This window comes from Aquidulcibacter sp. (assembly GCF_020253525.1).
Lineage (GTDB): Bacteria > Pseudomonadota > Alphaproteobacteria > Caulobacterales > Aquidulcibacteraceae > Aquidulcibacter.
The window spans coordinates 78167-93321 of record NZ_JADCBK010000004.1; the positions used below are offsets into that span (position 1 = coordinate 78167).

A 15155-nucleotide genomic window follows, 5' to 3' on the forward strand; every position below is an offset into this window, starting at 1 on the left:
GTCCGCTGCGCGCTGACGCACTTTCTGGCACTCTGTTCAGTACGCGGTCTTACGCAGCCATCGAAAGATTGGAGGGGTGCCTGGTTTTGGCCTAAGGACCAGTCAGACCCCAACTTGAGCCGTGCGAGGGCGAAGATCAGGAGAGTCATGCCACGCCCTTATCTCTGAGATGGTGATAGGGGGCATCCCCGGACAAAGGCGGAATGGCACCGGGCCGCTGGATGACCCAAGCCGCCAATTCATGCCCGCATTTGGCAGCCATCCTCACGTCATGGCCCTTGAGCCGTGCCACGAGATAGCCCGCATTGAAGGCGTCGCCCGCACCGCTGGAATCGATCATTTGAAGCGGGTCACAGGGATAGACGAAGGCAGCCTTGCCCTCCGCCGCAATAACGGGTCCGGCAGGTCCGCGTTTGACGATGACCTCGCTACAGCCCAGCGCGCGCCAGCGCTCAGCAATCGCTTCCCCGCTCATGTCAGCGCCAAGCAGGGCTTGCTCATCTTCAGCGGTTGGAAGCCCGATGGTGGCAAGCGCAATCGCCTGATTGGACCAAGCCAGAGCCGTTTGAACCTTGTCCCAAAGACGGGGCCGGAAATTGCTATCATAGGCGACCCGTCCACCTTGGGCGCGCACCCGTCTGGCCAGATCAATCAGGGCTTCGCGCCCGGAGGGTGGTAAAATCGCGAGCGAGATCAGGCTGAAGTACAAAAGGTCAGCCCCGGCCACATGGTCGCGAGCATGATCTAGATCTGGCAAATCAAACAAGGTTCGCGCGGCACTGTCCTCGCGCCAATAGATGAAGCTTCTCTCGCCGCGCGCATCCACATGGATGGCATAAATGCCAGGTTGCTTGGTCGGATGCTTGAAAACATAGCGGGTATCGAGGCCTTCGCGCTGCCAGTCTTTGACCAGTGCGTCGCTGAGTGGGTCATGGCCTAAAGCCGTAACAAAGGCTGTCTCGCAGCCGGCGCGTACCATATGGATCGCACTATTGAGCGTATCGCCGCCATAGGTCAGGCCGCCAGTAACTCTGGGCTGGCTGCGATATTCCAGCATGGCTTCCCCAATGATCGCCACCCTCATCGTGTGACCTCCCAGTCGATCACGAGAAGAATGTACCGCCATTGATGTCGATATTGGCACCTGTGACGAAACTCATATCCGAACTGGCCAGCGCACGGACCGTGCGCGCCACTTCTGCCGCGATGCCTTGGCGGCGAAGCGGGGTGGCCGCGGCCACAGACGCGCGCACTTCGTCCTTAGTAAAGACATCATGGAACGTGGTTGCAATCATGCCAGCGCATAGCGCGTTGACGCGAATGCCCCGCGGTCCAAGTTCTTTGGCCATTGATCGCGTGAAGGTCATGACGGCACCTTTGGAGGCCGCATAGGCGGTTGCGCCCGGCCCACCGCCATCCCGCCCAGCTTGCGAGGCAAAATTCACAATGCTGCCCCCTTCTTTCATAAAAGGCACAACGGCTTGGGTCATCATAAAGGCCGAGCCGGCATTAAGCCGCATCACATGCTCAAAGAAATCGATGTCCATGTCGGCCAATTGCTTGCGTGCGACCATGCCGCCAGCGACATTGACCAGAATATGAATTTCCTCACCAAAGCGCGCTCGGGCTTCCTCGACAAGACGGGTACAGTCGGCGGCCACGGTCACATCGGCTTGCACAGCAAGTGCTTGGCCTCCGGCAGACGTAATGCCGTCGACAATTGCCTGTGCCGCGGCGGGGTCACCCCGGTAATTTACAACCACCTTGGCGCCCGCAGAGGCCAATTCCTCGCAAACCGCCCGGCCAATATCTCGGCTGCCGCCTGTTACAATCGCGGTTTTGCCTGTCAAATTTGTCATGTCGTTTCCTGCTTCATGATGTTCGGAGGGATTAGTGCGCCGAGCGCGGCTGAAGGGGTTTGATCTCGCGACACAGCACGAAAACGGCCAGAACCGTCAGCACGGCGAGTGCCGCGCCCACGGCAAATGCAGGCGCATAGCTGTGGATGGTGATGACGGGGATGAGGAAATTGAGACCGACAACAGCAAGCTTTGCTGCCGTGCCGGCATAGCCGGCCAAGGTGCCAATCGAGCTGCCCGCATAAAAATCGCTGGGCAAGGTTTGAATATTGCCGATAGCTGTTTGGAAGCCAAACAAAATGGCTGCCATCAGCAAGACAGCGACGGTAGGCGTTGCCGCTTTGATCGTTGCCAATAGCGAGACCAGCATGATGGCCCCACCCAGCGCGATCACAAACTTGCGCGACTTATCGACCGACCAGCCAGCCTTAATTCGGTTTTGCGCCAAAAGTCCGCCAAACCAGGCGCCGAACATGGCACCAATATAAGGCACCCACGCATAAAGCCCGATGTCCTTGACACCAAAGCCATAGGTCTCCGCCAGATAGAGAGGCAGCCAACCGATGAACAGCCACCAGATTGGATCAATAAAGGCCGATGCGAGGATAACGCCCCAGCTTTCCTTGCGCGATAGGATTTCAGCCGAACCCGGGGCATAGCTCGCCTCGGTGTTTGATTGGGTATCGCGTTGGCCCTCTAAAATGAAGCGGCGCTCCTCGGCGCTGATCCATGGATGGGCGTCCGGGCCTGCCTTATAAATCATCAGCCAAGGCACCAGCCACAAAAATCCGAGGGCACCGATTACGATAAAGGTGGCTTGCCAGCTGCCGAGAAAGACAAAGAGAAAGGCGATGATGGGTGCCGAAATGATACCGCCGACCGCAGCGCCAGAATTGAAGATGCCTTGGGCCAAAGCCCGCTCATTAATGGGGAACCATTCAGCATTTGCCTTGGTGGCACCAGGCCAATTCCCTGCTTCAGAAACACCCAGTAGCGCGCGGAAAATAGCAAAACTGGCAAGACCATTCGCAACCGCATGGAGCATGGTTGCTAAAGACCAGACCGCGATCGAGAGAACAAAGCCAAGCCGTGTCCCAATCTGGTCGAAGATACGCCCAAAAATGGATTGGCCGAATGCATAGGCAAAGGTGAAGACGTTCAGAATGATGGCATAATCGGCTTTGGTCAGGCCCAATTCCTTAGAAATCTCGGGCCATAGGAAACCAAGCGCACCGCGATCAATGTAATTGATGACCGTTGCCAAGGCGACCAAGCTGACAATCAACCAACGTAGCTTGCCAGTCTTCATGATTGCACCGCCACAGAAATAGCCGATCCCAAAGATCTGCCGTGAGGCTTCCCGGGCCCGGGTTTCCGGCGGCGCGCGACAAAGGGGTATGTTTCGCTCATTTTAGAACTATCCTTGCGACTGGGCCGGCCCAAGACAGTTCATGCCCGGCAAATTGGATGGAGTGGCGCTTCATCGGATCGGGTGCGTGCGCCACAGCGACCGCGACTTTCACCCCTGCCCGCGTGGTGAGAATGGCGACATCTGCCTCGCCAATGGTTGCAGCCTCGATGGAAGCGATTTGGCTGCGACTGGCCGTGACCCGCTCGCTATCTGGGTCATAGCTGCCATGGCCCTCAAGGACTCCGGCAAACAAGCTATCGGCCGCACCTTCGAGGCGTTGGATGATCATAGGCTCGCGGCGCAAATTAAAGTTTGGATCGCCTGCACCGCTTTCGGCCAGGATAACGCTGCTGCCTGTTTGCGGGACCCAGTGCCACGTATGAAACCGGGTTTGATTTTGCCACGTTATGAAGGGCTTCTGCGGTGTGCTGGCGACACCGTCGACCCATATGTGCTGATAGCCAGCACCTTGGCCGAGAACTGGCCTTACCTCTGTATTGACCTTAAACTGGGGGCCAAGCTCCACGATATGGCCCTGATAATGCAGCGGCAGATCATAGCGATGCTGGCTTGTAGACCGCACACGCAGAAGGTCTACCACCACCCGCTTGTCTAATCCGGGAACCGCGACCAAGGCGACGGCGCGGGTCATGGTTACGCCCGGATAGGCATTGGCTTCCCGTCCGACCGAAATCGAGAAGTCTTGCGAGGCGCTAAACAGCACCTGCTCGCCCGCATGCTCTTCTGCGGGCTCTAGTTTGCCATCAAAATGGCTGCGCCCATCGACCACCAACACATTATGGGCAATCGATTGTTTCGCCCAGCTTTCGTTTTCAGGAAGGTAACGGCCGCCATATTTGGCCTCGACATTATGGAAGCGCGCGGCGCCATAATCGCTGACAATTTCGCGACCTTCATCGAAATAAAGCCAGTTGAGCCGGTCAAAATGGCCATGGCCCATCCCTTGGGACGCGCTTTTGGTAACCAGCAATTGTCCCGTTTCAGAATCGCCAGACCGGATGAGGGCGACTGCACCTGACTTGCCATCGGCTCCATCGCGCAACAGACGCGAGCCGAAAGGAAATGGTCGTGCCTTTCCGGCCGCGAGATCGGCTGCCACCATCTTGCCTTCGGGCGAAAGGGCAACCCGTCCTTGCCAGTGTGCGACGGACAAAAGGGCGGGATCGCGCGATTGCGCATAAGCGATGGCAACACTCTGATAGAGCTCTTCTGTATTGAGGCTCTTTTCTTTCAAGGCATCATTAAAGGGCACAAAATGGCCGCGATAGGTCAAATCAACCGCAGTTTGGACCGTCTTCACAAGGACGCCGTCGCGCCGCTTGAAGATGCCAACTGCGGGATCATAGCGTTCGATGGAATTGGCAAAGACCATGAAGGGCCACAGCGCATAACGCTGATAATAGCCCCCTTCGGCATAATAGCCGTCGGGCGACAACAAATCGTCGATCTGTTTTAGAAAGCCAGCCGATCCATCTTTTCGCGATCCTTTTAGGGCGCGGTCGACAAGGTCGCGATCGCCCAACACATAGCCCGTCATGCCAACGCCAGCCGTTGCCCAAGTTGCATGATTGTGGATCATATCAAAGGTTTTGACGCTCTCGACCGATAGAAAGGTTGCCATCTGACGGAACAGGGGGTCGATGCGCGCGCGGTCCTGTGCCGACAGATCCGCGCGGATTAGTTCATAGCCCTGAATGCCATTCACCAGCCAAACAGCATCGTTCAAAACCTGCCAGAATAGCTTGCCATAGCGCTGATCATTAGACCGCGCTGGATGGGGCCCTAGTGTCGGATAAAGTGCGGCATAGGCCAGCAACATATCGCGCGCATAATCGCGATATCGGCGATCACCTGTAAGTTTATAAAGCTGGCCTGCTTCATAGAGCGCGCGGTAATTGCGCTTGTGCTGCTCATGGCTTGCGCCGCCGCCCGGGTCCTTTGGCTGGGGTACATAAATCCCCGCCTGCATCATCTCCTCAAGAAAGACACGAGATTTGGCCACTTCTGTCGCAAACAAGTCCGGCGCAGCTTGGCCCGCTGGCGCAGGCTGGGCGGCACTTGCACCGGGTATGGCGAAGGTGACGGAGGCGAGAAATGCCATGGCGATTAGATTGCTCATTGGAGGCGGTTGTCCCGAATTTCGGCGCGCAATGGCCCTTTGAAATAAAGTTCCGACACGACGGGGGGTGGCGATGCAGCAAACTCATTGTTTGTGATGCGTGTTGAAGGCTCACCCACGCTGTGGATCACCTCTAGTTTGGCGCTGCGGAGGAAGCGGTTTTGAGAGATGCGCGTCACCTGAACACCAGAAAGACGCACACCACCGCTCTCTGTGATCTGGCTGTCCAGCAGGCTAAATCGTGGGCCAAATGTGCTCTCGTCCGTGCCTTGACGCAGCACATCGGCAATCATGCCAACGCGGGTGAGTGACAGCTGTTCGAACTCGATCTCTTCGACAGGATAGAGCCCGGCATTGCCCCGTTCAGAGGTGGCCGCAAGAACCGCCCCACTTAAGTCCGTGACCTGCGTCTTGGCGATCCGGACTTTTCCGGCAAAAGTCGCCGGGGTTGTTGCGATCAAATCAAATTGCGTTGTATGCGCCAGATCGAGGAAAAGGCAGTCTTCAATGTCCACGACATAGTTTGTCAGCATGGTGCGGGGTGAAGATCGGATCACAGCATTGCCGACTGCAGAGGGCGCTTCCTTGCCAGAGATGGTGAGGCCCCGAAGGGTCAAGCTGCCACCCTCTTCCATCACAAATAGCGTCGCCGCGCGAAAGGAGATGTGTGCGCCAGCCCCTGAGATCGTCACATCACGGCGCACGGGCAGAGGCTCATCAAGGGTGAATGTGCCTTTGCCAAGCTGCAAAACATCGCCGTCATGCGCGTTGGCAAGCGCTGCAACCAGCGCGCCGGAGGTTTGAATCGTGACGGTTCGACTTGGCTTTGGCTGAACCGCTGATTGTGATGCAGGCCGGTACCAAGCAGGACCAACAGCGCTGCGCTTAGGTGCCACAAGTTGGCGAGACGCACCAAGGTCTGCCATTGCTTGGTTGCGCGGATAAAGGAGCCCATTGGCCCCACGCCGCAGTGCAACGGGCTTTTGCTCAAACCCAACACCATCCGGCACACTTATATTGGTAACATTGCCCGCAAACTGGATGCCCGTTGTGGGCGCATCGACGCGAAACGGCGCATGCGACAAATCAGTCACCACAAGATTTTTGGTGACCTTTACCCCCTCGGGCGCGGCAGAACGCTCAGCGCTTGCCCCGGCGCCAAACAGAATGGAGACCGGATTGACGAGAGTGTTATTGGCAATTTCGCCACCCACAACTTGATGATAGCGATTGATGACCGAATTGGGCACGCCATTCATGATGGAGAGCGCGGCGGTGAAATTCCCGCCTGCCAATCCCTCCAAATAATTGTTTCGCACGGTTTGATCGCGATTAATGACCCGGATCCCGCCTGTGTTGGCCTCGCCCATGCCCAGGAAGATGTTTGATTCCACAAGATTGCCATTGCCATGGCGCAAAACCACAGCACCTTGCGAACGCAAAAACAGATTGCGCCGGATCGTATTGCCGCCTGACTTGATCGAGATAACCTCTACCTCACCATCACAGCGCTCAAAGATATTGTCTTCAATCACGGTGCCAGAGGGGCTGAGCGATTCCTCGCTCGTGCCAATTCTTAGGGTCTCGCCGCCATTGGAGCCAAGAACCGGGCGCGGGCCAAAATAATTGTGGTCTAGGCGAATATTGTTGTCGAGCGGCCAGCCGGGCATGCGGATCACCACAAACATCGCACCCAGATTCTGCTTGCCTTCAAAATGGGAGTGGTCGAACCGGATATTGCGACCATAGAGCGCAACCCAATGATCTTCTTTGCGACGGTCTGGATTGCTGAAGCCGTCGATGACAATGCCTGTTAAGCGCGCATTCTCGGCCCACCGATTGCCAATCCGGGTCACGATGGCGGCTTCGCCCAAAGGCTGGCCCGAACGGAAGACCAAATCCTTTACAACCAAATGTCGCCCAGCAAGGCGGAGTGCCGACGCGCCAGAGACGATGACTTTACCGGGTGTCATGGCCTTCAAGATGATTGGCTTGGCGGCCGTTCCTTGCGCGTCAAACTGGATGTCCACATCGCGCCAATCCCCATTGGCGAGAATGATCTGATCGCCCGGCTGAGCTGCCTTGATCGCGGCCTGCATCTCTGCAGAACTTCGCACCACGATATCCCGCGCGAGGACCGGCGACCCGAAAGCCATAAGAAAGGCAGCAAGAATGGCAGGATAGCGGCGCATGGCTATCCCTGGCTCACGCAATGGGTGTTGGGGCAGGCCTCATTCCGCATATCCAATGGATCACGGGCAACCTCGCCCCGAATGATCATAGACCGCATGTGAAAGCCCCCCACCAGTTCACGAAGATGTAATAAGCATCCGGTCCAATGTGTCAACCAGTTATTCATACCAATCTTTTGAAGGTGGCCGACATATGGACGCCCCTTAAAGAGCAAGACAGACGATTTTCGTCATTTTACCCATAGATATCTGCCATTTTGCCGTGAATTATCTCCATTTCTGTGGGGAATTGGGGAATTGCAGGCCTAAATTATATACCAAATTCTCGATAAATTATGCAGATTGGCATGAATTATTGGTTGACAATAATCGGTAAGGTGGGCAACGAGCGATAAAGGCAAAATTCACGGGGAGGACAATTTCATGTACAGCGGAGCCAAATTTGGCAATCGGAGTCGTTTAAACAGCCGATTGAGCATCGCACTTTTAAGTGGAACCGCCGCCATCGCGAGCCCCGTGTTTGCGCAAAATGCCACCAGGCCTGCGACACCACCGGTGGCACAAGATGCCGCTCCTGCTAAGGAAGTTGAACAAATCGTCGTGGTTGGTATCCGCAGATCGTTGCAGAGCGCCTTGGGCGAAAAGCGCAATGCCGACAGCCTGATCGAAGTCATCAAAGCCGAAGACATCGGAAAGCTGCCCGACCAAAACCTTGCCGAAGTGTTGGAAAACGTCACGGGCATCCAAATCACCCGCTCCGCCGGTGTTGGCAGTGCGGTCCAAATCCGCGGTACAGATGCAAACCGGACCGAGATTAATGGTGTTTCCACGGTGTCGTCCGGCGCCAGTCGGTCTGGCATTAGTTTCGAAGACTTACCCGCCGCACTCATTGCCTCGGTTGAAGTCACCAAGGTCCCAACCGCTCAAACCATCGAAGGATCGGTCGGGGGTACGATTAACCTGCGCACCATTCGCCCACTCTCGCTCAAAGAGCCTTTGATTTCGGCGCGAGTCCAATCAGAAACCAGCGACCTTTCGAAATCAACGCTGCCTCGTGTTTCTGCAACCCTGGGCCGGCGCTGGGATACCAATATTGGCGAAATCGGTTTGGTCATCAGCGGCAGTCATGCTCGCCAAGATGTTGCCTCTTTCAGCCCTCGCGTGGATCGCGACGCCATCGTGCTGCCGGGATCAGGCCCAAGCGCCCAATCCTTCCCATTTCTTCGCATTCAGTTCTTTGATCAGGAATTGATCAATTACGAATATGACACCAAGAATTATACCGGCGCTTTTGAATGGAAGCCCAATGATCGGCTCAAATTCTATTTTGACGCCACCCTCAACGACCAGCAGCGAACCCAAGAAAGTACGCGCGTCCAGATTTCTGGTACCGCGTCGGGTACGGTTGTGAATGCCACGAACAACACATCTTTTGAGACGGTCAATTGGGGTTCCCTCGATGGCCCGAATGGACCGATTAATCTCGGCACCGTTCAAGCCGCGTTGACCGGCACGATTGGCGTTGGTGTTGAAACCAACGGCACCATCGACCCCAACTTGCGCACCTCAAGCAATACCGGTGCACGCCTAACCGAAAGCCGGGTGTTTGCCTTTGGTAGCGAATGGGAGCCAACAGACCGGCTCAAAGTTCGGGCAGAGGGGTCGATTTCGACGTCAAAGTCTGACTTTCCAAACTTTTCAACCACGCTGGATTTCATCAACCCTCTGGGACCACAGCCTTCTTTCGGTCGCTCGATTGATAACGGGGTTCCCACAGAATTTGATTTGCGCGGCGGTATCCTGCAATTTGGCCTGAACGCGGCCAGCCCGATTTCACCCACATCGGCCATGATGCTTAATCCAGCCAATTATCGGCTTCAGCAAGTCACCCAAGGGGCCAATAAAACCGATAATGAGGAAAAGGCAGCGCGCTTTGATCTGAGCTATGACGCATCCGACAGGATCAAATACGTCAAATCCGTCGACTTCGGCTATCGTTGGAACCGCAATACGGCCATCAACAACGTCTTCACCAACAATGTCACATTGACGAACCCAACGACCCATTGGAACCGTCCGTCGGGTGATCGTTTTGCCAGCATCCTGGTTCCAGGGCCCAGCAATTTTAATGATGCCGACGGACGCCGTCTCTATTTCCCGAACTTCTTGATCATCGACGGAGCCCTTTCGTTCAGTAATCCCACCCAAGTGTTGGATGCGCTCAACACGGCCATTACTGCAGCCAATGCCGCGCGCACCGTCGGCGGCGCAATCGCGCCTTTGACCGTGCCGACAGAGTCCGCATCCGGCTTCTTCACAATCAATGAAACGACCAATGCCGCCTATCTTCAGGCCAATTTCGAAACCGAGATTGCGGGCAAATCGGTGACGGGGAATGCCGGGGTTCGTTATTTGGACACCAAGATTTCCTCGATCGGCAATAATGTGTCCAACAATACCTCTGGCGGCCAAATCGTGGCCGACAGCTCTTACAGCTTCTGGCTGCCCCGCCTCAATGTCGTGACAGAGGCAGCCGACCGCTTCTTCATTCGCGCAGGTATCGCTCGCGATATTCGGCGGCCCGACTTTGACAGAATGTCGACATCGGTTTCGTTTGGCACCTCGCCCAATACCCCCGTTCCCGTTGGCAATCCCGATCTGGTTCCAGAAGCTGTCTGGTCCTATGACCTCTCAGCAGAATGGTATTTTGCGCCTTCCAGCTTGATCAGCGTCGGTTTCTTCCACAAAAGCCGGACCAATCTGTTCGCGCAACGCCAAGAAGATCCCGCACCGAACTTGGTTGGATCGCAGCTGAATATCGATATCACGCCTCCTTGCGAAGGCGGGGGTATCTACAACCCGATTGCCCAACGCGGCATCAACAACCCAACCCCCGGCACGGGCATCTGCGTTCCCCTCTCTTCGACCTTCAATGTCAGTGGCTCTACCACCCAGACCGGGGTCGAAATTGCGTTCCAGCATGACCTTTCCGCCTATGAAGAGACCTTGGGTTTTGCGTCGGGCTTTGGCTTTATTGGCAATTTCACCTATCAGAAGACGGGTGGTTCAGCGAAGGAATATCGGGCCGCAGATGGTCCACGCAACGTCTTCACCCTCTTGGGCTTCCCCAACTCAAAAGACCGAATCACGCTCACCAATCTGTCGAACTATGCCTATAATGCGACGGTGTTTTACGACAAATACGGCTTGAACGCCCGCGTCCGCTATACGTGGCGATCCAGCTATGCGACGGATGATTCCTTCTTCTTCGGGCTTCCACGCATCAATGGCGACCGAGGCCAGCTGAATGCCAGTATCAATTACGACATCACCGACAACATCAATATCGGCATCGAAGGGATCAATCTCTTACGGTCGGACCAACGGCAGTATTGCGTCAACAATAATGCTTTGCTTTGCTTCCAAGGCCTCACCGATCGCCGCTTGACTGCCGGTCTCAATGTGAAATTCTAGATCAGCACCAAACAGGGCTTTGGCCGGGGGTAGCAAGCCGCAACCCCCGGCTTTTTTGTGCCCATCGTCCCGCAACCCCACCACATCCAAGGGCGCAGACTACGAGGATCAAGCCTGGGGCACCTTCCCACCAGACTTCAAGGCGGGTGACACCCGTGCAACCGACTGCGCGTCGCGAAAATTTAGTATATCAAATTCAAATCTAATATATTAGAATGCAAAGCATGGAATCCCTGACCTTTACCGTACGACCCCTGTCCGACGTGCTGAAAGCCGAAACGCTTGGCACGGAGGGTTCGCTTGTTGACCGAATTTACGCCGTCCTGCGCCGGGCCATTATTGACCTGTCGCTGCCGCCCGATCTGCCGCTTGTCGAGCAAGAAGTTGCTGCCGCCTTGCAGACCAGCAAGACGCCAGTACGCGAAGCAATTATCCGCTTAGCGCGTGAGGGGCTGGTCGAGGTTAAGGCAAAGAGTGGCAGCTATGTGACGCCCATCAGTATTGAGCGCTATTTGGAAGCCTGTTTTGTGCGGATGCAGTTGGAGGTGGGCTGCGTTCGCAGATTAGCGTCGCGGCGGATATCCCCGGCCGACCAAGTGTTGATGCGGGCCTTTATTGCTGAGCAAGAAGCTGCCTTTGCCGCCAATGATGATGCACGATTTTTTGCCGCCGATGAGGCGATGCACCACGGCCTGTTTGAACTGGCAGGCTTGCCCGGTGTCTGGCGGACGATGAACCTCGCCAAGGCTGAGCTGGACCGCGTGCGCCATTTGAAAAGGCGCTTCGGCAATCGTCAGCGTCAACTTGTCATCGAGGAGCACAAGGCCCTCATTGAAGCCATCATCGCAGGCGATCCTGCCGCCGCCGAACGGGCGTTGCTCGACAATATTGGTGCTGTCGAAGAAGAAATTGCGGCGCTTGCACGTCATCCAGGACTGTTGCGCACCATCGAAGACCTGAACGCCCTTGTCGCCATCGAACATCGTCTACGCGGCGGGAAAACCTCTAGAAAGGCCAGCTGATGGATCTCAACATCGTCATTATTGGCGTCTATTTTATGTTCCTACTGGCCATCGGCTGGATGTTTCGGAGCATGACCAGCAACACAAGCGACTATTTCCGCGGCGGCGGCAATGTGTTGTGGTGGATGGTGGGGGCTTGTGCCTTCATGACCCAGTTTTCCGCTTGGACGTTCACAGGGGCGGCCTCAAAAGCCTATAATGACGGCTTTGCGATTGTATTCCTCTTTTTGGCAAATGCGGTCGGCTATTTCTTCAATTATCTCTATTTCGCCCCCCGTTTCCGGCAAATGCGGGTGGTCACCGTGGTCGATGCATTACGTTTGCGCTTTGGGAAGACGAATGAGCAGGTTTTCGCTTGGGTGAGCATGGTCACCACCGTCCTCTCCGCCGGCATTGCCATCAATGCGCTCGCCGTGATCGCTTCGTCTTTGGGCGGATTTGGGATGGAAGTGACAATCATTACAACCGGGCTTGTGATCATTGTCTTGTCGGTTGTGGGTGGGGCTTGGGCCGCCATCGCGGCCGATTTCTTCCAGATGATGATTGTGATGGTCGTGACCGTTTCTTGCGCGGCAGTCGCGCTCTATCTGGGCGGCGGCCCGCAGCAAATCATCGACAAATTCCCTACCGACTTCATCAGTGGCACCGAGCTCAACTATATGAGCATCTTCTACATCTGGTGCTTCAGTATCTTCTTAAAGCAGATTGGGTTGACCAATAATCTGCTCTATTCCTATCGCTATTTGACGGCGAAGGATTCCAATCACGCGCGCAAAGGGGCCATACTTGCCTGTGTGCTGATGTTGATCTGCCCGCTCCTGTGGTTTTTGCCGCCCTGGTATATGGCTGGCGCGGGGGTCGATTTGCAGACGATGTTCCCCGAACAAGGGGCAAACTATTCCGAAGCCTCCTATCTCGCCTTCGTCAAACTCTATATGCCCATTGGCATGGTCGGGCTTTTGCTGGCGGCCATGTTTTCAGCGACCATGAGTTCGATTGACACTGGGCTAAATCGCAACGCGGGCATTTTCGTCAAAAACTTCCTCCAGCCCGTACTCTTTCCGAAGATGAGCGAAGCCGCTCTCATGCATGTATCGAGAACCGCATCCATTGTTTTTGGGGTGCTGATTGTTTCGGTGGCACTCTTTATCAACTCCCTGAAAGAGCTCAGCCTTTTCGACGCGATGCTCTATCTCAGCGCGCTTCTGGGCTTTCCACAAATCATCCCAAGCTTCCTCGGCTTCTTCATTCGCCGCACGCCAGACTGGGCCGCATGGGCAACCATTCTGGTTGGTGCGATCGTATCATGGGTCGTCGGTGGCCTGATGGAGCCGGCCCATATTGAGCGTCTCTTTGGTCTGACGACACCGTTTACAGATCGGGAGTGGACCGATCTGGTCGTCGCGATCAGCCTGATTGCCCATGTCGTCATCACGGGCGGGTTTTTCTGCCTAACCACCCTTTTCTACAAAGGTCTGCCGCCAGAGCGCGAGGAAGCCGTCACGCGCTTCTTCACCAATCGGGACCGACCCCTGATCAAGGCAGACGGGGACCATGTGCACCTTGACAACCACCAGCGCGTCCTGATCGGCCGCACGGTCGGGATTGCGGGTATCTTAGTTATGGCCATGATGGCCCTGCCCAACCAGCTATGGGGACGGGTGATCCTGTTGATCTGCGGTGCCGGTGTGCTTGGGGTCGGGGCCCTCTTGGTCCTCTCGACGGTGCCAGTGCCTGAAGGTCAAGATCGGCCAGAGGCTGATGCCGCCGATGACAAGGACCTAGCTACACCCGCCACGGCCACATCACAGGATTCTGCGCGATGAAAATCACCGACGCCAAAGTTTTTGTCGGGGGCCCCGGCAAAAACTACGTAACCCTCAAAATATACACCGACCAAGGCATTTATGGCCTAGGGGATGCTACCCTCAACAATCGGGAAACTTTGCCCGCCAAATATTTAGAGGATTATTTGATCCCGTGCCTGATCGGGATGGACCCGCGGCGCAGCGAAGATATCTGGCAATATTTCTATCGCAGTACCTATTTCCGGCGCGGACCCATTACGATGTCAGCCATTGGAGCCATCGACATGGCTCTGTGGGACATTAAGGGAAAGATCGCGGGCCTTCCGGTCTATGATTTGCTGGGCGGCAAGTCACGCGATGGCGCGCTTGTCTATGCGCATGCTACCGGCAGCGATCTTGATCAGCTTATTGATTCCATGTCCTATTATCGAGAACAGGGCTATACGGCGATCCGCGTTCAATGCGGCATTCCGGGTATGCCAACGCCTGGTTATGGCATCGCTGGCAAGGACGAAGATGCCCGCCATTATATCACAAAATATGGCGCCCTGCCCGACTTGGAGATTTGGGATACAGGCAAATATCTGCGCTATATGCCCAAGGTGTTTGAGCGGCTTCGTGCTGAGTTTGGGGACGAACTAAAGATCCTGCATGATGTCCATCACCGCCTCCTGCCTCGTGAGGCTGCAGCTTTCGCGAAAGAAGTCGAACCATTTGATCTCTACTGGCTTGAGGACCCAACCCCAGCCGACGACCAGACCAGCCTGCGCCTGATCCGCCAGCACAGCACGGTTCCCATCGCCATAGGCGAGGTGTTCAACTCGCTGTGGGATTGCCGCCAGATGATCGAAGAAGAATTGATCGACTTTATCCGTATCGCAGCCACCTATGGCGGTGGCATCACACATGTGCGACGCATTGTCGATCTGGCTGCGATCCATCACGTCCGAACTGGCTTTCACGGCGCGCCCAGCCATTCGCCAATCTCGATGGCGGCGCAAGCACATCTCAATGCTTGGGCCCCGAACTTCGGGATACAGGAATATCTGGTGCTGGGGACGGAAGCTTGCGACGCACTATTCCCCTCCGACCATCATTATGCGGAGGGTGAGTTCCATGTCAGCGACGCGCCGGGACTAGGTGTCGATTTCGATGAAAAGGAGGCCGCGAAATATGCGTATTCACGTGGCTATCACCCCGTCGTGCGCCTGACAGACGGGACGATGTGGAATTATTGATAGGCCCGCAA

Annotated in this window: 9 protein-coding genes; 4 read left to right on the forward strand and 5 right to left on the reverse strand. The window is 55.9% G+C overall.

The features are described 5' to 3' along the window. Positions 1–145: 145 nt before the first annotated feature. The 5 genes from IOB61_RS00970 to IOB61_RS00990 form a co-directional block, all read right to left on the reverse strand. On the reverse strand, positions 146–1084 hold the full coding sequence (locus tag IOB61_RS00970; RefSeq protein WP_290810839.1) for a sugar kinase: 939 nt from the start codon (positions 1082–1084) through the stop codon (positions 146–148). Between the two features lie 19 nt (positions 1085–1103). After that, complete coding sequence (locus tag IOB61_RS00975) at positions 1104–1859, reverse strand: SDR family oxidoreductase (protein ID WP_290810842.1); 756 nt, start codon at positions 1857–1859, stop codon at positions 1104–1106. Positions 1860–1890: 31 nt separating this feature from the next. Continuing rightward, positions 1891–3168: an MFS transporter gene (locus IOB61_RS00980; protein WP_290810845.1), complete on the reverse strand. Its 1278-nt coding sequence runs from the start codon at positions 3166–3168 to the stop codon at positions 1891–1893. 97 nt (positions 3169–3265) lie between these two features. After that, on the reverse strand, positions 3266–5410 hold the full coding sequence (locus IOB61_RS00985; protein ID WP_290810847.1) for a heparinase II/III family protein: 2145 nt from the start codon (positions 5408–5410) through the stop codon (positions 3266–3268). Next, positions 5407–7602, reverse strand: a complete 2196-nt coding sequence (locus tag IOB61_RS00990; RefSeq protein ID WP_290810849.1) for a polysaccharide lyase 6 family protein — start codon at positions 7600–7602, stop codon at positions 5407–5409. Before IOB61_RS00990 ends, IOB61_RS00985 begins: the two co-directional genes overlap by 4 nt. 423 nt (positions 7603–8025) lie before the next feature. Here IOB61_RS00990 and IOB61_RS00995 point away from each other — a divergent pair, with 423 nt between their 5' ends. The 4 genes from IOB61_RS00995 (at position 8026) to manD (ending at position 15144) form a co-directional block, all read left to right on the forward strand. Beyond that, on the forward strand, positions 8026–11076 hold the full coding sequence (locus IOB61_RS00995; protein ID WP_290810852.1) for a TonB-dependent receptor: 3051 nt from the start codon (positions 8026–8028) through the stop codon (positions 11074–11076). Between the two features lie 224 nt (positions 11077–11300). Next, on the forward strand, positions 11301–12098 hold the full coding sequence (locus tag IOB61_RS01000) for a GntR family transcriptional regulator (protein WP_290810855.1): 798 nt from the start codon (positions 11301–11303) through the stop codon (positions 12096–12098). Continuing rightward, complete coding sequence (locus IOB61_RS01005; protein WP_290810858.1) at positions 12098–13924, forward strand: hypothetical protein; 1827 nt, start codon at positions 12098–12100, stop codon at positions 13922–13924. Before IOB61_RS01000 ends, IOB61_RS01005 begins: the two co-directional genes overlap by 1 nt. Further along, complete coding sequence (manD, locus tag IOB61_RS01010; RefSeq protein WP_290810860.1) at positions 13921–15144, forward strand: D-mannonate dehydratase ManD; 1224 nt, start codon at positions 13921–13923, stop codon at positions 15142–15144. Before IOB61_RS01005 ends, manD begins: the two co-directional genes overlap by 4 nt. Positions 15145–15155: the final 11 nt, after the last annotated feature.